Origin of the sequence: Amycolatopsis iheyensis (genome assembly GCF_024703995.1) — a bacterium.
Taxonomy (GTDB): domain Bacteria; phylum Actinomycetota; class Actinomycetes; order Mycobacteriales; family Pseudonocardiaceae; genus Amycolatopsis; species Amycolatopsis iheyensis.
This window is the reverse complement of record NZ_JAMXQV010000021.1, coordinates 92,342-112,712: the sequence shown is the minus strand read 5'-3', so window position 1 is coordinate 112,712 and position 20,371 is coordinate 92,342. Positions and strand designations below refer to the sequence as shown.

Below are 20,371 nucleotides of genomic sequence, written 5' to 3'. Positions count from 1 at the left end.
GCTCAGATGAGGCCTTCCCGCAGGGCGAAGGCCACCGCGTGGGATCGGTTGCGCAGCTGGAACCGGACGCTCACGTCGTGGAGGGCGTTCTTGACCGTGCGCACCGAATAACTGAGCTCGGAGGCGATCTCGCCGGTGTCGAGGCCGTCGGCCACGAGCGTCAGGATCGCCGCCTCGCGGTCGGTCAGGCCGGCCAGGCGGAGGCCGCGGGGGGCGAGCACGTCGGACTGCAACCTCGACACCTGCGTGAGCAGCTTGGCCAGCACGTCCGACGGCAGCGTCGCCTCGCCGCACGCCGCCTTCTCGACCAGCGCCGCCAGGCTTGCCGCGGTGACCTCGGTGCGGCGGATGAGCGCGCAGACACCCGCTTCGATCACCTTGAGCAGGTCGCTGTCGTGCACCGTGTTGACCAGCAACACCAGCCGGGCGAACCCGCGCCGCTTGAGGTCCGCCAGCACGCGCAACGTGGCGTCGTCCACGGTCTCGGCCGCGACCACCGCCACCGCCGCTTCCGCCAGCCGCTCCTCCGGCACCAGGGTCACCGACGGCTGGAAGCGCAGCTGGCTTTCCAGCCCGGCGCGGGAGATCGGGTCCGCGGCGAAGGCGTAGACCGGTACTCGGGCTCCCATGGCTACCTCCGGGTCGCTGGTGACGGCGCCCCTGAACCATGCACCAGGACCGCGCCCGGAAGCACTAGGGAGCAGCCCTAGTGCCACCACGTGGATCCCGGACGCGCCAAGCGATCCACGCCAGTGCGCCGAAGCGATCAGCCGAGCTTGCCGGAGAACGACACCGACGGCGTGCACTGCGTCGCCCCGGCCCCGGGTGTCGTGCAGCTCACCGAGACGACCACCGGTGCGCCGGCGGTCGCGCGCAGTGGATCGAGGTAGTGGTAGTCCAGGTCCCGGAAGTTGGCCAGGCCGGTCTCCAGAACGACGTCCCGGCCCAGTACGATCCGCATGATCCCGGTGTCGCCCCTGGGGTTCTGCAACACCAGGTCGCCGATGTCGAGAACTTTCCCATCCGGCACCTGGTAAGTGAATTCCTTGAACGAACCGTCGGTCACCGGGTTCGCTTCCGCCTGCAGGCGGAAGCTGAGCGGGTCGGCCCCGGCGGCCGGAGTCGTGGCGGGTGGCCGGCTCGCGGTGGCTCCGGCGGGGTTCGCCGGCGGCTTCCCGGCGCCGGTGCCGCCGTTGGCTTCCTGCGCGGCGGCGTTGGCGACCTTCGCCGAGTCGGCCGCGCGCACGGCCGCGCCTTCCGCCCGGTCGACCTGTTGCCGGGCCTGCTCGGTGGCCACCGACACGACCGCGGGCTTGAGGACGGCGAACCAGAACGCGATCGCCGCGCCCAGCAGTGCGACCAGCGCCACCAACGCCGGTAGCAGCCACTTCGGGACGAGCTGCTCCTGTTCGAGGATCGCGTCCTCGGCGCGCGGGTCCTCGTCGGCCGCCTTGGTGAACACCCTGAACGGCAGGATGCGCGGCTGACCACGAAGAAAGCGTTTGCGCGGCAACGCTTTCACGGTGAAGAAGGTGGCGGTGCCCGGCGCGGTGCGGGCGAACGCCGGATCCGCGTGCAGCACCAGATCGCCGGCCGGATCCTCGGCGAAGACCTCGACCACGGTGTCGGTGTTGCCCAGGTTGTCGACCGCGAGGCGGTACTTCGCCTTGCGGCGGGCCCGCCGCTTGATCGGCACCAGCTCGCTGACGATCCGGCTGAACGGCTCGATCGTGAGCGTGCCTTCCTCCACCGTCGAGCCTTCGGGATCTTCGCGGGATTCGGCGCGAACGCCGAAGTGGTGCGCGCCCGACACCGCCTCCGGCGCACGCGGCGGCGAAAACGTGAGCGTGATCGTGGCCGAGGTGCCCGGCATCAGGTTGGCCGCTTCGGGCTCGACCGCGCTCCAGACCGCCGGGGCGCCGACCACGGCGAAGGTGAAGCGGTCGACCAGCTGACCGGTGTTGGTGACGGTCACCTCGCACGTCACCGTCTCGCCCGGCGCGACGGAGAGCTCGTCGCCGGTGAAGGACACAGTGGATGGCATGCGGCCAGTCTCGCCGCGTGCGGGGCGCCACCCCAGAAGTGCGCGGGTACCGGCGCGGGCAGCCGCGCTTACCCGATGGGGCAACGCAACCGGGCCCGGCGGCGGGAACGGGTGCCCTCGCGGCGCCGCCCGCGGGAATAGCATCGGAGCCACCGTCGAGGGGAGCGCTCCGGTGCGCACGATGACACGCCGATCGGTCGCGCTCGTGGTGGCGAGCGCGTTGGCCGCCGGGCAGGTGGCCGCGTGGGGTGCGGTGTCCCCGGGCGGCACGGAGGTGCTTTCCGTCGCGGACAACGGCGTTTCCGGGACCGGCGCCGACCCGGCCGTGTCGGCGAGCGGCCGGTACGTGGCGTTCAGTTCCCGCGACGCCTTGGACCCGCTCGTCACGACGGACGAACTGTCCGATGTGTACGTCCGGGACCGGTGGGCACCCGGCCGCACCGTGCTGATCAGCCGCGGTTACCCGATTTACTCCTTCGCCGCGTTCTCGGCCTCGGCTTTCGAAGCCGCGCCCAACGGCGACAGCGGGCACGCGGCCATTTCGGCCGACGGCCGGTACGTCGCCTTCGAAACCGCCGCGACCAACATCCCCGACGGCTACGACGGCTTCCGGCCGCACATCGTCGTCGCCGACCGCGATCCGGACGGTGACGGCGTCTTCGACGAACTCCGCCCCGACGGCGGGATGGACTACCGGTACGTGCCGCTGGGACGCCCGGACGCGAACCTCGACGAGCAGCCGGACATCTCCGGCGACGGCACGACCGTCGCCTGGACCGAGACGATGCCGGGCGAGCCGCGGGCCGTCGTCGTGGCGCGGCTCGCGAAAGACCCGGCGGGTCGCCTGACTCCGCCCGACCGGACGGCGTACGTGCGGCCGGCGCCGGGAGACCGGCCTCGAGTATCCGCCGACGGCGCCCTCGTCGCCTTCAGCCAGGCCTCTTGCGACTGTCCGAACCGGACGACTTCGGTGTGGGAGTATGACATCGCCACCGCCGCGACGAGCCGCGTCGACGTCCCCGCGTCCGGTGACGCCTCGCGCCCGTCGGTCTCCGGTGACGGCCGGCTGATCGCGTTCGAGCAGCGGGCACCGGACGGCACGACCCGGGTGGTCACCGTCGAACGCGGTTCGCCGCCGCGAGTCCGGGTCGCGGCCGTCGTCGGCTCGCCGGCGCTGTCGGCGGACGGGCGGTACCTGACGGGCCTGAGCGCGGGCGCCGTCGTCGTGCGCGATCTGATCGTGGACACCGAGCGGGAGAGCGCCGGTCTCGATCGCCTGCCCGACGAACTTGCGTCCCCGTCGGCCGGTGCCTGTGGCACGTGCCCGGCTGACGGCCCGAGTTCCGGGCCCGCGCTGTCCGGCGACGGCTCGGTGGCGGTGTTCGCCTCCGCCGCCGACGATCTGGTCGCGGGGCGGCCCGGGTGCTGCGCGGGCGCGGTGTTCGCGCGGGCGTTCCGGCCCACGCTCACCGCGCCCGCCACCGACTTCGGCGCGGTCACGGCGGGGGAGCCCGCCGACCGCACTCTCTCGTTGCAGCACAGTGGTTTCGGCCCGCTCGCCGTGGGGGAGGTGACGGTGGCGGGGCCGGACTTCACGGTCACTGCCCAGACGTGCGCCGGCGCCACCCTGTACGAAACCGGGTCGTGCCTGGTGGCGGTCTCCTTCCGGCCGGCGTCGCCGGGCCGGAAGGACGCGGAGCTGCGGATCGTGGCGGGTGGGACGCCGGTCTCGGTGGCACTCACCGGGAACGCGGGGGAGCCGCTCGGCGGGCTGACCGCCGAACCGGCGTCACTCGGCTTCGGCGGTCCGGTGCCCGCGCTGTCTCCGGCCGGGTCCCGGACGGTCCGGATCGGCAGCACCGGCGGGGTGCCGATCGCACTCGGCGACGTCTCGATCGCCGCCGGCCCCCGGTTCGCCGCCGAGGACTTCCGCGTCACGGCGACGACGTGCGCGCACACCACGCTGGCGCCGGGCGGCTCCTGCACGGTCGAGGTGGCGGCCACCCCACGCGGCGCGGGACCGCGGACCGCGGCGTTGCTGGTGCGCGCGTCGCCGCCGGAGCTTTCCCGGATGGTTCCGTTGCGGGATGAGGGAAACACGCCGACGGTGACCGCGTCGCCGGCGGTGGCGAGGCCGCGTCGCGTCATCCAGGTGGCCGGTGCCGGGTTCCCTGTCTCGCGCGAGCTGACTGTGCTCTTCGGCGGGGTCACGACGGTCGCGCGCACGGATCCGGCCGGAGTGTTCGGCACGGCCGTGCTCGTGCCGGCGCACACCGATGTCGGCACGGTGCCGCTGGTGGCGACCGCGGTCGACGTGCCGCTGACTGCGCGGACGTCGGTGCTGGTCCAGCCGGGTACGTATCAGCCGCCGGGGTTCACGTCGCGTCGGTGACCTCGACGTGGTGCGTGGGCTTGGCGGTGGTGGTGGCCGCGGTGGAGCTGCCGCTGACCGCCGCCGGGGTTCACGTCGCGTCGGTGACCTCGACGTGGTGCGTGGGCTTGGCGGTGGTGGCGGCCGCGGTCGACGTGCTGCTGACCGCCGCCGGGGTTCACGTCGCGTCGGTGACCTCGACGTGGTGCCGGACGTGCGCGGGCTTGGCCGCGGCGACGAGCGCGTCGACCGCGGCGGCGTCCAGCGAACCGCCGGTCACCACGACGGTCAGTTCGGGTGCCCGCTCCTCGGCGGGGCCGGTCGGCGTCGGCGACCACGCCGTCCCGCCGCTGTCGGTGATTTCGACGCGGCCACCGGTCGCCGTCTCCAGGTGGGCGCGCAGGCCGGCCACCGTGCCGCGGACGCGGTGCAGCCCGGCCGCTGCGGCGACCACAGCCCGGCGCCGGGCCGCCGGCCAAGCCGGGTCCAGCTCGGTGCCGACCCACCCCGCCAGCCAGGCGAGGAAGTCGTCGGGAGCCAGCGCCGGATCCAGGTAGCCCGGCAGGCAGTCGAGCACGGCGAACACCGGGGCCAGCACCTGGTCGAGCGCGTCGGCGAGCAGCATCACCACGGCGTCGTCCTGGAACACCGCGGGCAGGGTCGCGCCCAGCGGGCTCGGGGTGCCGAGCCCGGACGGGGTGCCGCGCATGGTGCCGCTCCTTTCTGCGTCAGCCGCCGACGCCGAACAGTTCGAGCTCGGAAAGGGCGAGGTCCTTGGCGTCCTGCGCCGGGTGGACGGCGAGCACGGTGATCTTCAGCCCGGTGACGCCGACCGCGTTGGCCAGCGTCAGCTCCTGCGGCTGCGGGCTGTCCGCCACCGCGACGATGTCGGACTTCTCGTTGGAGTAGGAGAATTCGAGGGTGGCGGGCCGGGCGTGCGCGGCGAACGCGTCGCTCGCCCCGTTGGTCACGATGACCTTGCGCAGCGCCACCGGGCTGCCCAGCCGCACGACCAGCGCCGGCTTGGCCCCCTCCGCCCACACCGCGGTCCAGTAGGTGTTCTTGAACGTGTCGAAGACGGCCTTGGGCGGGTGGTCCGGCGCGGCGACGGGACCGTCCACAGTGGCCGGACGAACCGGACCGAGCGCGGTCCCGGCGAGGTCGAGGACCCGCTGGCGGAGCGCGTCCAGCTGGTGCAGGGCGGCAGTCCGCGCCGGCGGGTAGAACCCGACGACGAGCCCGCCCACCAGCACGGCCACCCCGACCGCGGCCCGGACCCGCCGGACGGCGGTGGTCGCGGCGCGCCGGCCCCGCCCGTCGCCCGGCCGAGACGGGCGGCTCCCCGCCTTCCGCACCCGATGGTGCGGCAGGATCCGCCGCCACCACGGTCGCCGGGCGACGACGGCGGTGGCGAGTGAGTCGCCGCAGCGCCGGCAGAACTTGCGGTGCGCCGGGTTCCCCTCGCCGCACTCGCCGCAGATGAGTTCGCCCGGTCGTGGGCGTGTCTTCGGTGGAGTCCTGGTTATCGGGGTGGTTCGGACTCGCGCGGGCTGGGGCGTGAGTTCGGCGGGTTCGGTCTCGACGACCGGTACCGCGAGGTGGCGTTCCAGACCGGTGGGGAGGTCGGCGGGCACTCGTGGGTCGGGGTGGTCGGGCAGGTCGGCCGGGTGGTCGGGGAGGCCGGCCGGTCCTCGTAGGCCGGGCAAGTCCGCCGGGGAATCCGGCAGATCCGCCGAACCACCCGGTGAGCCGGGGAAATCGGCTGGATCGCCGGGCAGAGCCGCCATGCCCGCCGAGGGGCCCGGAGGAAGGCCGGGCGGTAAGCCCGCGGGCATCCCGGGAGGCATGCCAGGCGGCAGACCCGGAGGCATCCCCGGCGGCTTCCCAGGTGGTGCGCCCGGGGGCATGCCTGGCGGCATTCCCGGGGGCATCCCGGGCGGTGGGCCCGGTGGCATGCCTGGCGGCATCCCGGGCGGCATGCCGGGTGGCATCCCCGGTGGGAGCCCGGGCGGCATCCCCGGCGGCGGTCCCGAAGCACCACCCGCCACCCCACCGCCCCCACCCGGCGCAGGCTTCTTCGCACCTTCCAGCCCAGGCAACGGCGGCCCACCGGCCAGCTCCTGCGCCGCACGCTGCAGCCGCGTCAGAAACCCAGGCCTCGCCTCCGCCTCTGCCTCGGCCTGTTTCACCACCTCAGGCGCAACCTCGACCTTGACCCGCTTACCGTCCCATTCGAGGAACTGCCCGCAGGCGCCGCAAAAGGTGTCCCGGTCCGCGTTGTGGTGCCCGCAACCTCCGCAGATCAGCATCCGTGTTCCTCCACGCGCACCTGGTGGTCGAACGAGAAAATCAAGCTGTCCGGCTCGACCGTGACGTTCTGCTGCTCCGAGCCGCGCTCGCCGAGCACCGGGTCGGCGGTGAACAGACGCACGTCCTCGACGAACTCCACGCCGCGGACGGCCTGCAGCACGCCGTAGACGTCGCCGGTGCGCACCGAACGCCCGAACGGCCAGCCTTGGCCGTCAGGCCCGCCGCCGGGGAGCGGGTTCAGGTACCGGTACAGCGCGTCGAGCGCGTCGTCGTGCGCCTGCCGCCGGTCGGCTCGCGGCCGCGCGGTCAGGCGGGCCACCACCGTCACGCCGCGGTAGCGCGGCGGCTCGACCGAGACGCGGGTGCCGATCAACCGGACCTCGTCGAGCTTCCGCGCGAGCCGGTCCAGCAACGCGGGCGGCGGCACCAGGTCCGCGAACGCGATCCGCCCGGACTCCTGGGCCGCCACCGGGACGACGAGCACCTTGACCACCCCGCCGGCGGCGACGCACCGCACCCGCGCGGCCTCCGGAACCGCTTGCGCGGCCAGCGCTTCGTAGTCTTCCGCCGTGACGGCGCGGGCGCGGGTCCGCAACAGCAGGGGAGCGCGGCCGCGGGCCTCCTCGAGCGTCTCGCCGTCGGTGCCGCCGTGTGCGGCCTCGCGGTTTTCGACGGCGGACACGAACGGCACCGACGACTTCAGCACGCTGATCGCCGAACGCGGCAGGTTGCCCGCCGAACCGCCGCCGGTCGCGTGGCCGCTCAGGCGGACGGCCGCACCCTCGGCCGGCACCGCGCCGTGCCACCGCAGGCCGCCGTCCGACTCGCGCACGACCGGGCCGAAGGAGACCTCGCCGAGGGCCGCGTCGAGCCGGAAGTGCCGGTCTTCCGGGCCGCTGTCGGCGAAGTCGTCCACTTCGGTCCACTCCTGCCAGCCGTCGTCGGTGCCGACCTCAACCACCGGGCTGCCAAGCCCGGCCAGCAAGGGGCGCGTGCGCACCGCGAACACCTGGCCCGCGACACCGGTGGCGGCGCCGAGCACCTCGTCGAAGACCAGTTCCGCGTGCACCGCGTCGACGGTGCCGCCGACCGTGCTCGCGCCGAGCCGCCCGACCACCGGCGACGCGGTGTAGTACGACCGGCCTTCCCCGGCTGCGAGCACCCGGGCCCGCAGCCACCCGGCGAGCGCGCCGTCGACCAGGTCCGTGCGGTGCCCGGCCGGTACGTGCACGACCACCGCGCCGTCGCGGTTGAGGCCGCCGGTGGTGTCGCTGCCGACCGCGCACGGCGCCCAGCCGTCACCGGTCCACGCTTCCCACGCCAGCGGCGGATCGGCCGGCGCGACCCCGAGCCCTTCGGTCCGGCCGGTGAAGTCGAGCCGCACGGCGCAGCCGGGTGCCGCGCGGTCGAGACCCACCAGCAGCTCGTCCCCGGCCCGCGGCGGCTGGGAAAACGCCGGGAACTCGCCGGAAGCGGCCCGGCCGGCGCTTTCCGCGGCACCGCTTTCCCGCGTGCGCACCGCGGTCACCGAACACGGCGACAGCGTCAGTGTCTCGGTGGTGGTGAAGACGACCGGCTCGGCCGCCTCGGTGCGCGCGGTGCCCGCCTCCGTCCCGCGCGGGACCGTCACCGCCGCCTTCGCCGGGCTGGACAGCCAGAACGTCAGGGGCACGCGCGCCGGTGTCGGCGGCACCAGCCGGAGCCCGATCAGGTCGAGGAACTTGACGTGCAGCCGGTCGGGCACCCGGTTCAGCCGGGACAGCAGCTGCTCGGTCATCGCCGCGAACGCTTCCACCAGCGTCACCCCGGGGTCGGCCGCGGTGTGGTCCGTCCACTCCGGACAGGACCGGCGCACCAGCCGCAGCGCGTCGCGGACCAGGTCGGCGTAGCGGCGGTCGTCGAGGTCGGGCGTCGGCAGCGGCATCAGGAAACCCCACCCTCCGGGAGCGCGTGGAACGGCAGCTCGAGCTCGCGGAGTTCGTCGGCGCCGGCCAGCCGGTAACCGATCACGATGTGCAGCAGGCCGGGCCGGGCCTCGTCCGGGACCACGTCGACGGCGAGCACCTCGGCGCGCCGCTCCCACTCGCCCAGGGCCCGGCGCACTTCGGCCGCGAGCCGCGCCGCGGTGCCCGAGGTCACCGGTTCGAACACGAAGTCGCGCAGCCGGGAGCCGAAGTCCGGCCGGCGTGCCCGTTCGCCGGGGTAGGTCAGCAGGACCAGCCGCATGGCCTGCTCGACCTTGCGCACCCGCTCGGCCACGGCGATGGTGCCCCACGGCGTGAAGCCGACGGGGAAGGCGATGCCGCTGTCGCTCATCGGACACCTCAGTTCAGCTTGATCGGGTTTCCCTTGATCTCGACCACCCCGGCGCTTTCGATGGCGATCGCGGCCTGGGCCTTGAGGTTGAGCCGGGCGCCACCGTCGACCGTGACCGTCCCGCCCGGCCCGGCGCGCAGGTCGATCGTCCCGGCGGGGCCGCATTCGATGGTCAGCCGCCCGGCGGCCGCGTCGCTGCCGGGTGGCCGGGGGTCGCAGCGCAGCAGCACGGTGCCCGCCCGCTGGTCGATCTTCAGCGTGAGGTCGCCGGTCCCGGTGCCGAGCTCGACCTGGGAGACGGCGGGAGGGCCGTCATGGAAGAGCAGCCGCGAGCCCGACGGGGCGACGATGCCCCGGCGCACTACCGACGCGGTGGCGCCTTCGGTCCGCACCGCTTCGCCGCCCAGGTCGGCGCGGCTATGGTCGTTGACGATCCCGCCGAGCACGTACGGCCGCCGCGGATCGCCGAACTCGAAGCCGACCAGCACCTCGTCGCCGACCTCCGGCAGGAAGACGGTGCCGCTCGCCGCCCCGGCGCCCACCTGCACCGGGCAGGCCCAGTCGGACTCGTAACCCGGCGAGAGCCAGGGGAGGACCACCTTCACGCGGCCCTTGCGCAGCGGGTCGTTGAGGTCGCTGACGATCCCGCAGACGACACCGGGAATCCGCTCGACGCCGTCGTGGCCTCCCGCGGCCAGCCCGAGCAGCGACCGGTCGTGCCGGCCGCTGACCTCGAACGTGGTCCGGTAGGTGCCGGAGCCGAACTCGTGCCGCGCGCGGGTGAGCAGCCAGGTGCCCGCGAACGGGCCGGCGACCCCGCGCACCAGCGCCATCCGCCCGGCGGTGAGCCACGGGTCGCCGATCGCTTCGCCGACGGCTTCGGCGAACGTGTCGGACATCCGCTCGGACAGCCCGGCCGCGGCCTGCTTCGCTGCCGCGCCGATCGCCGCGCCCCAGGCCAGTGGCCGGTCGGAGACGACGGTCGCCGGCTCGGCGGGCGCGGGCCCGAAGGTTGCGGACGGCTTGGTGCCTGCGAGGCGGGAGGCCGGGCCGGCCGGCGTGGTCTCCGCGGAGGCGGCCCCCTGGGGAGCGTGCGGCTGTACGCCCGCGAAGCGGGAGGCCACCGCGGCCGGGTCGTCGGCCAGCCGGGCCGTGGTCTCCGCGGGCGCCGCGTGCTCGCTGACCACGCGCGCGGCCAGCGGGTCCCACACCCGGACCTCCGTCCGCGGCGCGAGGTTCCCGGCGGTGATCCGGGCGGAGAAGGAGACCAGGTTCTCGCCGAGCTCCAGCGTGACCGGCTTGCTCCGCTCGGCGGCCGGCCGGAACTCGAACCGGCCGGCCGTGACCCCGACGTGGTAGCCGATGGCGGCCGCCCGCCCGACGAGGAAGTCCCAGTCGGTCTGGTTCACCTGGCCGACGTGCCGGTGGGTCACCCGGGTCGGCTCGATGACACCGAGCGGCAGCCCGGCTTCGGTGGCGATCTTGCGCGCGATGTCCGCGTCGGTCGCGTCGAGGAATGTCCTGGTGCGCTTGGCGCGTTGCAGCCGGTGGTCCTCGGCGTAACCGCGGAAGACGATCGACGCGGTGGCGGCGTACTCGGCTTCGATCGCGGTCACCTCGCCGCTCATCAGCAGCCGCGGGTCTTCCGGGCGGCCGGGCGCCGCGCCGCCGATGGCCACCTCGGTCCCGATCGCCAGCACCCGCACCGCGTGCGCGCTCGCCGCGCGGTCGGTGACCGTGATCTCGAACATGTCCGGCAGGTGCAGGTGGGTGTCGACGGTGACGCGCAGCACCGAGCGGGCGACGTCCGCGGGCAGCGGCCGCTTCGCCGGTCCGATGTGGATGGACGGCTGCACCAGGTTGTCGGCCTGCCACCAGGTGAGGTTCACGTCTTCTCCTGCAGCACCAGCGAAACGGTGGCCCGGCTCGGCGTGCCGTCCGGGGTGAAGCGGGTGAAGTTCACGGTGATGCTCTTGAGCACGACCTTGGCAGGCAGGTAAGCGACCGTGGCGCCGAGGGAGAGGGTGAGGGGGGTGAAGCTCGCTTCCGCGCGCTTGCTTTCCGGGGAACCGGGCGGGGTGCCTTCCTTGGGGGCGGCCGGTGGCACGCCCGGGCTCACCGGCGGGCCGGGCAGGGGCTGGAGCCACTTCTTGAGCGTGGTGATCCCGGCCTTCACGGCCCGGGTTCCTTCGAGGAGCAGGTCGTTGAGCGTCACGCTGAGCGCGTCGTCGTCGACGACCTTCGACCCGTCGTTGATGCTCTGCCCGTCCTTGAGCTTCACCTGTCGCGCCTGGCTGAGGGTGAACTTCCCCGGGCTGCAGTAGAAGGTGACCGCGGCGTCCGGCTGGGTGCTCTCGGCGATCCGCAGCCGGGCGCGCTCGCCGGTGCGGTGCCCGCCGATGCGTGGTCCGCTCTGCGTGGCGTTCAGGAAACCGTTGTGCACGAAGGAAAGCTTCTCGATGGCAATGCCGCCGCCGGTGCCGCTCGACAGCGTCGGCACCGACCACGCGACCGGGATCGCGTTCCGCAGGGTCCACGTGTGGATCAGTTCGTCACCCGGGCTCAGCCCGCTGAACAGCTGGATGGTGATCGGCGGCCGGTCCTCCTCGGCGCCGCGTCCGTCGCGCCACTCGGCGGCCTGCCGCTGCAGCCATTGCCGGACCTTCGTCGACCCGCTCACCGTCATGGCCCGGTCCAGGGTCAGCGGCTTGTAAGTGATCCTGCCCGGGAGGTAGCGGGGCGAGTCGTAGTTGCCGCCCTCGTCGAGGGGGCCTTCCGGGGTGAAGTTCACCTCGAGCCCGGAACAGCCCGACCACAGGCCCAGTGACGTCCCGCCGCCGTCGAGGTCGGGGACGATCACGTTGAACCACATGGTCATGCCGTAGCGCTCGGCCGGCTTCTTCGTGTCGGCGCCCGGCCGGACGCCGACGGCCCGCGCGACGTTGGCCCGGAGCTGCTGGGTCACCACGGTTTGCGCACCTCGTCGTCCAGGAACCCGCCGTGGGCGAGTTCGAGCGTTTCCAGGACCGGCCGGCTGCCGCCGGAGTCGAACTCGCCGATCCGCCAGCCGATCGGGAAGAACTCCTTGAGCTTCCAGCTGATCACCGGCAGGCCGGTGAAGTCGATCAGCGAGACGGCGCCGCTGAGCAGCTGCCGGCTCCGCACCACGGTGACCAGCCACTTCTGCACGACGGCGGAATCCGCGCAGGCGGCGCGCGAAAGGCTGATCGTGGTGTAGGCCGGCACGGCGGGCTGGATCACCTCCGCGGTGGTGTTGCCGGCGCGGTAGCGGTGCGGTGTCCAGCTGACCCCCAGCCCGGACGCCTTCGTCCACTGCCCGAAGTCGTAGCGCCCGTGGTCGATCTGGATCACGAAGTGGTGGCTCATGCCGACCTGGCCGGTCAGCGTCGCCGCGGCCCGGCCCGGGGTGCGGACGTTCGGTTTCGGGAAGGAGACCACGGCCGTCCTCACCACCGGTCGGCGAGCGTGCCCCGCCGCTCGCGGTCGACGAGGAGCTCACCGCGCAGCCGGTGCCGCAGGCGGTGGTAGAGGCGGTCGGCGAGCGCTTCGGCGGGCTCCCGGTCCTGCTTGGCCAGCTCGGCGACGGTCTCGTCGAGGCGGTCCAGGCGTGCGACCAGCTCGCTGTCGTCCGGGGCTTCGGCGGGGGCCTCGCTGGGCAACGACCACGAAACTGCTTCGGCCCGCATGACTTCGGGTGGTTGCCCGGCCTCCGCGGTCATCGTTTCCGGCACCAGGGCGTCGGGTGGGGCGTTTTCGCCGCGTGCCCACTGTTCGGCCGCGAGCGCGCGACGCTCGAGTTCGGCGCCGTCGGCGGACGCTTCGGGCGGCACGGCCGGGCCGAGCAGCCGCTGCTGCGCCACGTGGGTCAGTTCGTGCACGAGGAGCCCGCCGGCGTCCACTGTGGTGAGGGCGTCGGCCTCGTCGGGGAGGAAGACTTCTCCGGCTGTGGTGAAGGCGCGCGCGGACAGGGTCGCCGCTTGCGCGCTCACGGCCCGTCCGCGCCGGACCGGCACGTCGGCGACGTCGACGCCGAACTGGGTCCGGAAGGTGGCCGCGATCGTGCCGGGCACCGTGTCGGTGGTGTGGTCGGGCTGCGGGGTGGCTGGTTTGTTTGCCGAGAGACTGGCCGGGGGTGTGGTGAGCAGCCCGGTGGGAATCGGCGCGGCGGAAACGGCATCGGTGTCGGGCGTGGTCGGCCCGCCGTGATCGGCGATGGCGTGGTTTTCGGCCGGTCCCGGGGGCGCCGGTGTGTTCTCACCTGTTGCCTGCTCCCGGTCGGGGTTCGCGGTGCGGGCGAGCCGGCGGGCCTGCCCGAGCGTCGGCCGCCGCAACCGGCGGACCTCCGGTTGTGGCTCGGGTGCCGGGGTGGCCGGCGGCGGGTCCGCGACCGAGGTGAAGCCGGTGAGGGCGGCCAGCCCGGCGACGTCGTTCGCCTGGTACTCGGCGAAGATCCGCTCGACCTCGGTGACACTCCGGAACGGCTGGGCGGGCTCGACCGGTTCGCCGACCGACGTCGGTGTCACCGTGGTCAGGACCGGACGCGAGACCGCGGCCGGAACCGCCGGCGCGTGACGCAGCACGAGCGGTGGTTGCGGCGGCGTGGCCACGGGTTCTTCCGCGGCGGACGACGGCTCGGCGAGGGTGGCCAGGCCGGTGACCCGGCCTGGTTCGCTGTGGTGCTCGGGCTGCGGTGGTCCGGCAACCGCGATTGCGGGCTCCACTCCGGCGGCGGGGGCTGGTCCGCTGGTGTGCTCGGGGTGCGGTGGTCCGGGAATCGTTGGCGGCGTTGCGATCGCGGGGTCCGCTCCGGCGGTGGGGGTAGGTCGGCTGGTGTGCTCGAGTCGCGGTCGTCCGGGGACGGTTGGCGGTGCTGCGATCGCGGGTTCCACGCCGGCGGCGGGGGTTGGTCCGCTGGTGTGCTCGGGGTGCGGTGGTCCAAGGACGGTTGGCGGTGGTGGGATCGCCGGTTTCTCTCCGGGGGCTGGTCTGCTGGTGTGCTCGAGTTGCGGTCGTTCGGGCACCGTTGGCGGTGCTGCGATCGCGGGTTCCACGCCGGCGGCCGGGGCGGGGGTTGGTCCGCTGCTGTGCTCGGGCTGCGGTGGCTCGGAGACCGGTGGCGGTACCGCGACCGCGGGCTCCATTCCGGCGGAAAGGGCAGCGAGGCTCGGCCTGCTGCCGGGTTCGGGCTGCGGTGGTTCGGCAGTTGGCAGCGTCGCTTCCACGAGTTCCTCGCCGGCGCTCGGCCTGCTGCCCAGCCCGGGCTGCGGTCGCCGGGCAACCGACAGCGCCGCGGCCACGGGATCCTCTCCGGCGTAGGGCGCGGCAAGACCGTCAGCCTGCGGTGGCCCGGAAACGAGCCGCCGGGCCCCGGCGACCGGCGGCACCTCGTGCAGCGGGCTGAGCACCGGCGGCCGGCGCCCACCCGCGGTGTCGAGCCCGGGCAGCCTCGCCCAGTGCCGCCGAGGCACCGGAACGGACCGAGACGTGCGATCGCGGCGGAACGGCCAGCGCATGGTCACCTCCGGGGGACGCCGATCTCACTGTGGATGCCGCCGATCTCGCCGATCACCCTCGCCCTGGCGCGGTGGTCGAGGTCGAGGATTTCCCCGGGCGGCCAATGCAGGTAGTAAGCCACGTACACGACTTCCTTCCAGAGCCGGTCAGCCGTGTACGTCAGGATCCCCCCGGCGCATCACCGGCCACGTCGACGGCGAAGTCGTGGCGGCACCGGGGACACGTCACGTCGACCTCCGTGTGGCCGCTCTGGTTGATCCGGCGGTACAAGTCCTGCAGGAACGCCAGGTCCGACGCGAACAGGCACTCGACCACGAGGCTGTCCACCACCGCCAGCGAACCCAGCCGGGTCAGCGTGCGCTCCAGCAGCAACACCGTCAGGTACGCCGGGTTCTGGCGGACCCGGGGGTCGGTCTGCGTCGCGATCTCGTCGCGTGCGGTCGCCAGCCGCATGACGCCGTCGCGGTGCAGCACGCCGCGCTCGTCGACGAAACCTCGCGGCAGGGTGAACGGGTACTCGGTGCGCAGCCCCGCTTCGGGTGCGAGCGTCATCAGCCGTTGCCCCGGCCGGAGATCGACTCGCAGGTGATCTTGCATTCGATCATCGCGACGTCCGAGGTGCCCGCCTTGACGCTGGTGATGTTGACCTCCGAGACCCAGGCGCCCTCGAGCAGGTACATCGCCTGCTGGGTGCCGCCCGCGTCGAACACGGTGAGCGTCCCCGGGCACCTCGCGCGCGTGTCCCCGCCGCGGGCGAACGCGTGCCAGGCGAGGATCGCGTTGCTGCCGGCCTGGTCGAGACCGCGCTTGAGGGTGATCGTCGGCGGCTCGGTCTTGCCGAACTGCTTGGTGTGGTTCACCTTCCCGGTGGCGTCGCTGAAGATGTACTCCTGGGACGCCACTTTGGACGTGATCCCGCCGAGCTCGGAGAACGCCATCCGCCCGATCGGCGAGCCGGTGAACTCGACCACGAAGCTGGCCGCCGTGACGACCTGGGACTGGCTTGCGACGCCGGATGTCATGAGCAGGACTCCTTGTGTGCGGGGGTTTCAGAGCTGGACGATGCCGTCGCAGACGATCGTCGCCTTCATCATCGAGACCGCGGAGGCGTCCGCCTGGGTCTGCTCGACCTCCAGCTTCTGGCACCAGGCGTTCTCCAGCAGGCAGGCGAGCACCGGTTCACCGGACTTCGTCAGGATGTCGAACGACGCGGGCAGCTTCGCCAGCGGGTTGTTCATCCTGGCCAGCAGGTGCCAGCCGTAGAGCTGGGCGAACCCGGCGCTGTCCAGGGCACGCTCCAGCACGATCGACGGCGGCTTCGACCGGCCGAACTGTTTCGTGTGGACGTTCCCGACCCGGCTGTTGTACGAGTACTCCTGGAACTCCACTTCGGACTGCAGGCTGCCGAGCTTCGAAAACCCCAGCCCGGTGGTCCAGCCCTCGCAGGTGACGACGAACCGGGGCGCGCTCAGCACCGGGGGAGCGGGGATGCCGCCGTGGCGGGCGGTCGTCATTCCTTCAGCTCCGCGCCCTCGGAGTACTGCGACAGCCGGAACACCACGAACTCCGCGGGCTTCACCGGCGCGACGCCGATGTCCACGGTGAGGATCCCGGCGTCCCGGTTCTCCGGCGGGTTGTTCTCCTCGTCGCATTTGACGTAGAACGCCTCTTCCGGCGTCTGGCCGAACAGCGCCCCGCTGCGCCAGATCCGCCGCAGGAACATGCTGATGATCCGCTCGACCGAGTGCCACAGGAAGTGGTCGTTCGGCTCGAACACCACCCAGCTGGTCCCGGTGAGCACGGACTTCTCGATGTAGTTGAACAGCCGCCGGACGTTGAGGTAGCGCCATTCCGCGTCGCTGGACAGCGTGCGCGCGCCCCACACGCGGATGCCCTGGCCGGGGAAGAACCGGAGGCAGTTGACGCCGATCGGGTTGAGCCGGTCGTGCTCGCCCCGGGTGAGCCCGGACTGCAGCTCGACCACGCCGCGCAGCACTTCGTTGGCGGGCGCCTTGTGCACGCCGCGGGTGTCGTCGTTGCGCGCCCACACGCCGGCCACGTGCCCGCTCGGCGGCAGCAGCACCGGCTTGCCGGTGCGCGGGTCGCCGACCTTGACCCACGGCCAGTACAGCGTGGCGTACTTGGAGTCGTAGCCGGCGACCTCCAGCCGCCACTGCGCGACCTGCTGGGGACGCAGCCCCGGCGGGGGATCGAGGATGGCGACCCGGTCGGCCATCAGCTCGCAGTGGGCGATCATGGCCAGCTGCACGGCCTTGACACCGTCCATGTCGAGCCGGCCGGACTCGTAGGCCGTCATCAGGTCGGGCACGCACAGCATGGTGACGTCGTCGATCGCTTCCAGACCGCCGAAGCCAGTCCGCTCGTCCGGGTCGCCGATGTAGTCGTCGGCGCTCAGCGCGCCCGAAGACGTCGCTTCGACCACCGTGCGGGTGTTCTTCGACGGCGTGGCGAGCGCGGCGCCCTTCACCTCTTCCACGGTGACCAATTTGGACTTCCGCAGGGCGGCCGCGACGTTCGAGGCGCCCCGGCGCGTGCTCACGTTGTCGTAGACCTCTTCGTCGCCGCCGGCCCGGACGACGAGCTTGAACGTCTCGTCGGCGCTTTCGGTCGCCTCCTGGACCTCGACGCTCACTGCGTGCCCGGCCTCCAGCGCGCGGACGACGAGTGGCCGGCCGGCGCCCTCGCTGGGCAGTTCAGTGCCGGCAGCGGCCGTGTCTTGCGTCCCGTTCGCCGAGCCGCCCACCCGGACGATATAGGCGGCTCCGCCCCCGTTCGCGAAGTAGGCGTAGACGGCGTGCGGGAGGTACGCGCCTTCGGTGAACTGCCCGAAGTTCTGGGTGAACTGGGTCCAGTTGGTGACCAGGACCGGTTCGTCCAGCGGTCCCTTCGCGGCGAAGCCGACGAACGCGGCGACGGCCGTGCCGACGCCTTCGATCGGCTTCGAACCGGATGACACCTCTTCGACGTAGACACCCGGTGACAGGTACGACGGCATGGCGCCTCCATGGGGACGATTCGGCTTCCCGATCACTGTGCGCGCCACCGCCCGCGCCGCACCACGGGCGGTGGGGCACACCGGGTTGCCCGATCGGGTAAGCCGCCCGGACCGCGGCGGTGCACCCGGGAAGCTGCCCGCCCGGCCGCGGCGCGCCGCACACTGGCGCCATGTTCGATGAAGTCGACATCGCGCTGCGATCACTGCTGAGGGAGTCGTTGTCCCGCGACGTGGTCGTGCGCTTCGACGCCCCGGGTGAGCGCTGGACCGACGAGTGCTCGGGCACCGAAACGGTGGGCGTCTTCCTCCACCGGGTGCGTGAGGACCTGGCGGCGGGCACGCCGGCCGGCTGGACCGACGAGCGCGACCCGGACGGCCGCGTGGTGCGTCGCACCCGGCCGTCGCGGCGGTACGAGCTGTGCTACCTGGTCACGGCCTGGGCCGACGACATCGAACGGGAGCACCTGCTGCTCGGCGCCGTGCTGTCGGCGTGCACTCGGACCGGCGTGCTGCCCGCGACGCACCTCACCGGCGCACTGGCCCGCACCGGCGCCCCGGTCACCCTTTCCGTGGCGCAGCCGGGGCTTTCCGCCGCTCCGGTGGACATCTGGACGGCGCTGGGCGTGGCCGCGCGCGGCTGCCTGGACCTTGTCGTCGTCGCGGCACTGGCGACGGCCGAGCCGGAACCGGTGGCCTCGGCGCCGGTGGCGGTCGATTTGGGTAGCGAGGTTTTGGGGCCGCCGCAGCGTGAAGCGGGCCGGGGACGCCGTCGGGCTCCTCTGATCACCGAGGGGGTGCGTGATGGGCAGGGCAGTGGCGAAGCTGGGTGACCTGGTCACGGGGACTGACACGCACCTCGTTGTCGTGCCACTGGCGGCGGCCGAGCCGGAACCGGTGGCCTCGGCGCCGGTGGCGGTCGACTTGGGTAGCGAGGTTTTGGGGCCGCCGCAGCGTGAAGCGGGCCGGCGACGTCGGCGGGCTCCTCTGATCACCGAGGGGGTGCGTGATGGGCAGGGCAGTGGCGAAGCTGGGTGACCTGGTCATGGGGACTGACACGCACCTCGTTGTCGTGTCACTGGCGACGGCCGAGCCGGAACCGGTGGCCTCGGCGCCGGTGGCTGTCGACTTGGGCAGCGAAGTTCTGGGGCCGCCGCAGCGCGAAACGGGCCGGCGACGACGCCGGGCTCCTCTGATCACCGAGGGGGTGCGGGATGGGCAGGGCCGTGGCGAAGCTGGGTGACCTCGTCCTCGGGACCGACACGCACATCGTCCTGGTGCCGTCGTCCGGCGGTCCCGTGCCGACCCCGATGCAGCTGCCGTTCGCCGGGAAGCTCCTGCTCGGCTGCTGTCCCACCGTGCTCATCGGCGGGCGGCCCGCGGCGGTGGCCGGCAGCGTCGCCGTCAACGCCCCGCCGCACGTTCCCACCGGCGGCACGTTCCAGCGGCCGCCCGACAACCGCGGCACGGTGCTGGCCGGCAGCCCGACCGTGCTGGCCGGCGGCAAGCCACTGGCCCGGGACGGCGACCGCGTCCTCGACTGCAACGACCCTGCCCCGGCCCCGACCGGCACGGTCGTCGCCACCGGCACGGTGCTGGCCGGCTGAAACCGATCGATCACGAAACGAGGTGAAGCAGGTGGAACCGATGGAAACGGCCGTCGTCTCGGTCGCGGGCAAGCTGCGGGACGACGAGGTCCTGCTGTGGTTCGACGCGGTGCTGACCGCGCACCGGGAGTCCGAAGAGGACTGGTCACGGACCCTTCCGCGGCTGGCGGACCTGGTCGCCGAACGCGCACTGCCTGCCGAAGCGTTGCAGGCGTTCACCGAGCACATGGCCACCGTGACTTCGCCGGCGACCGTGCTGTCCGAAATGGACCGCAAGGGCGACGAACTGCCGCGGCTGTACTGGGAGCTGCTGGCCGGCGCGCAGACGACGACGGCCGCGCCGGCGCCGCAGGCGTGGGACAGCACCGCCGCGCCGCGCTGGTACGCGCACCTGACGCAGGTGCTCGGCAACGGCTGGCCGGGCTGGTCGGGCAAGGAAGAGGAATGGGACCGCTTCAAGGCGTTCTTCCTCGGCTACGCCGAACAAGCCGGCGTCCGCCTGCAGGCGCAGCTGCTGCTGGACAGCGTCGAGCAGACGCCGGACAAGGTCGCCGGCTTCGCCGCACACGGCATCGCGATCGCGACCCACGCGCAGGCGGTCGCGCGGACCAAGGCGGCGGACCTGTGGTCGCAGTACGAACCGAAGGCCTGGTACGCCACGTTGACGCAAGGCTGGGGCGGGTGGACCGGGCAAGACGCGGACTGGGACAAGTTCACGCAGTACTTCCTGTGGTACGCCAAGAACCAGAACGTCGGCGAGGGTGCGGCGGCGTTCCTCGGACGCGTCGAAGCGAGTGGGGACAAGCGGGCCGCGTTCGCCGAGCACGGCATCCCGCTGCCGGACGCGCCGGTCGCCGCGCCGGTCGGCGAGCTCGCGGAAAAGGTGGCCGAGCGCGACAAGCGGGTGGAAGCCGAGCTGGCCGAGCTCTCCCGGGCGAGCGAAGTGTTCGACCGGATCGCCCTCGACATCGTGGAGAACTCCGATCCGGCGGAGCTCGAGAGTGCGACCGAGGAGGAGATCCAAGAGCTTTGGGAGCGCTCGGTCCTCGCGAAGATCCAGGCGTACGTCGAGACCGCGCCGCCGGACGAGGTGGCGAAGCTGCGTGCGGCCGAAGGCGTGTCCGATCAGGTCAAGGCGCTGCTCCCGCAGTCCTGACCACTCACCAGGAGGAAGA

The 20,371-nt window shown here is 72.9% G+C and carries 20 protein-coding genes; 5 read left to right on the top strand and 15 right to left on the bottom strand.

Annotated elements, in window-relative coordinates; genetic code table 11:
- Positions 1-2: 2 nt before the first annotated feature.
- Both M8542_RS33955 and M8542_RS33950 read right to left on the bottom strand, forming a co-directional pair.
- Entirely contained in the window at positions 3-629 is a 627-nt protein-coding gene (locus tag M8542_RS33955) for a helix-turn-helix transcriptional regulator (protein WP_257924398.1), read from the bottom strand.
- 137 nt (positions 630-766) lie between these two features.
- Positions 767-2,044: a COG1470 family protein gene (locus M8542_RS33950; RefSeq protein ID WP_257924397.1), complete on the bottom strand. Its 1,278-nt coding sequence runs from the start codon at positions 2,042-2,044 to the stop codon at positions 767-769.
- A gap of 181 nt (positions 2,045-2,225) precedes the next feature.
- Here M8542_RS33950 and M8542_RS33945 point away from each other — a divergent pair, with 181 nt between their 5' ends.
- The gene (locus M8542_RS33945; RefSeq protein ID WP_257924396.1) at positions 2,226-4,436 is read left to right on the top strand and encodes a choice-of-anchor D domain-containing protein; all 2,211 of its coding nucleotides are present in this window, start codon (positions 2,226-2,228) and stop codon (positions 4,434-4,436) included.
- Positions 4,437-4,593: 157 nt separating this feature from the next.
- Here M8542_RS33945 and M8542_RS33940 read toward each other — a convergent pair whose 3' ends face one another.
- Complete coding sequence (locus M8542_RS33940) at positions 4,594-5,124, bottom strand: phage tail protein I (protein ID WP_257924395.1); 531 nt, start codon at positions 5,122-5,124, stop codon at positions 4,594-4,596.
- Between the two features lie 19 nt (positions 5,125-5,143).
- Entirely contained in the window at positions 5,144-5,770 is a 627-nt protein-coding gene (locus tag M8542_RS33935; RefSeq protein ID WP_257924394.1) for a discoidin domain-containing protein, read from the bottom strand.
- 90 nt (positions 5,771-5,860) lie between these two features.
- Between M8542_RS33935 and M8542_RS33930 the strand changes: the two genes are divergently transcribed.
- On the top strand, positions 5,861-6,112 hold the full coding sequence (locus tag M8542_RS33930) for a hypothetical protein (RefSeq protein ID WP_257924393.1): 252 nt from the start codon (positions 5,861-5,863) through the stop codon (positions 6,110-6,112).
- A gap of 605 nt (positions 6,113-6,717) precedes the next feature.
- Here the strand turns inward: M8542_RS33930 and M8542_RS33925 are convergent.
- The 11 genes from M8542_RS33925 to M8542_RS33880 all read right to left on the bottom strand — a co-directional run bounded on the left by M8542_RS33925 (position 6,718) and on the right by M8542_RS33880 (position 17,592).
- A complete protein-coding gene (locus M8542_RS33925; protein ID WP_257924392.1) occupies positions 6,718-8,649 on the bottom strand; it encodes a putative baseplate assembly protein in 1,932 nt (643 codons plus the stop codon).
- A complete protein-coding gene (locus M8542_RS33920) occupies positions 8,649-9,041 on the bottom strand; it encodes a GPW/gp25 family protein (protein WP_257924391.1) in 393 nt (130 codons plus the stop codon). The genes M8542_RS33925 and M8542_RS33920 overlap by 1 nt, the downstream gene beginning before the upstream one ends.
- Positions 9,042-9,049: 8 nt before the next feature.
- Positions 9,050-10,930 carry a phage baseplate assembly protein V gene (locus M8542_RS50450; RefSeq protein WP_257924390.1) on the bottom strand — a complete coding sequence of 627 codons (1,881 nt, stop codon included), beginning with the start codon at positions 10,928-10,930 and terminating at the stop codon, positions 9,050-9,052.
- Positions 10,927-12,006, bottom strand: coding sequence for a phage tail protein (locus tag M8542_RS33910; RefSeq protein ID WP_257924389.1), 1,080 nt, complete (start codon positions 12,004-12,006; stop codon positions 10,927-10,929). The genes M8542_RS50450 and M8542_RS33910 overlap by 4 nt, the downstream gene beginning before the upstream one ends.
- A complete protein-coding gene (locus tag M8542_RS33905) occupies positions 12,003-12,515 on the bottom strand; it encodes a phage tail protein (protein WP_257924388.1) in 513 nt (170 codons plus the stop codon). The genes M8542_RS33910 and M8542_RS33905 overlap by 4 nt, the downstream gene beginning before the upstream one ends.
- Complete coding sequence (locus M8542_RS33900; protein ID WP_257924387.1) at positions 12,509-13,783, bottom strand: eCIS core domain-containing protein; 1,275 nt, start codon at positions 13,781-13,783, stop codon at positions 12,509-12,511. Before M8542_RS33900 ends, M8542_RS33905 begins: the two co-directional genes overlap by 7 nt.
- Before the next feature lie 794 nt (positions 13,784-14,577).
- Entirely contained in the window at positions 14,578-14,739 is a 162-nt protein-coding gene (locus M8542_RS50445) for a DUF6760 family protein (RefSeq protein ID WP_308210312.1), read from the bottom strand.
- Positions 14,736-15,128, bottom strand: coding sequence for a phage tail assembly protein (locus M8542_RS33895; protein ID WP_257924386.1), 393 nt, complete (start codon positions 15,126-15,128; stop codon positions 14,736-14,738). Before M8542_RS33895 ends, M8542_RS50445 begins: the two co-directional genes overlap by 4 nt.
- Entirely contained in the window at positions 15,128-15,598 is a 471-nt protein-coding gene (locus M8542_RS33890; protein WP_257924385.1) for a phage tail protein, read from the bottom strand. Before M8542_RS33890 ends, M8542_RS33895 begins: the two co-directional genes overlap by 1 nt.
- 27 nt (positions 15,599-15,625) lie before the next feature.
- The gene (locus M8542_RS33885) at positions 15,626-16,090 is read right to left on the bottom strand and encodes a phage tail protein (RefSeq protein WP_257924384.1); all 465 of its coding nucleotides are present in this window, start codon (positions 16,088-16,090) and stop codon (positions 15,626-15,628) included.
- Positions 16,087-17,592 (bottom strand): phage tail sheath subtilisin-like domain-containing protein, encoded by a 1,506-nt coding sequence (locus tag M8542_RS33880; protein WP_257924383.1) that lies wholly within the window; start codon positions 17,590-17,592, stop codon positions 16,087-16,089. Before M8542_RS33880 ends, M8542_RS33885 begins: the two co-directional genes overlap by 4 nt.
- Before the next feature lie 170 nt (positions 17,593-17,762).
- On the opposite strand from M8542_RS33880, the gene M8542_RS33875 reads away from it, so the two are divergent.
- The 3 genes from M8542_RS33875 (at position 17,763) to M8542_RS33865 (ending at position 20,352) form a co-directional block, all read left to right on the top strand.
- Positions 17,763-18,422 carry a Pvc16 family protein gene (locus M8542_RS33875; RefSeq protein WP_257924382.1) on the top strand — a complete coding sequence of 220 codons (660 nt, stop codon included), beginning with the start codon at positions 17,763-17,765 and terminating at the stop codon, positions 18,420-18,422.
- 381 nt (positions 18,423-18,803) lie between these two features.
- Complete coding sequence (locus M8542_RS33870) at positions 18,804-19,196, top strand: PAAR domain-containing protein (RefSeq protein ID WP_257924381.1); 393 nt, start codon at positions 18,804-18,806, stop codon at positions 19,194-19,196.
- A gap of 31 nt (positions 19,197-19,227) precedes the next feature.
- Entirely contained in the window at positions 19,228-20,352 is a 1,125-nt protein-coding gene (locus M8542_RS33865) for a hypothetical protein (protein ID WP_257924380.1), read from the top strand.
- Positions 20,353-20,371: the final 19 nt, after the last annotated feature.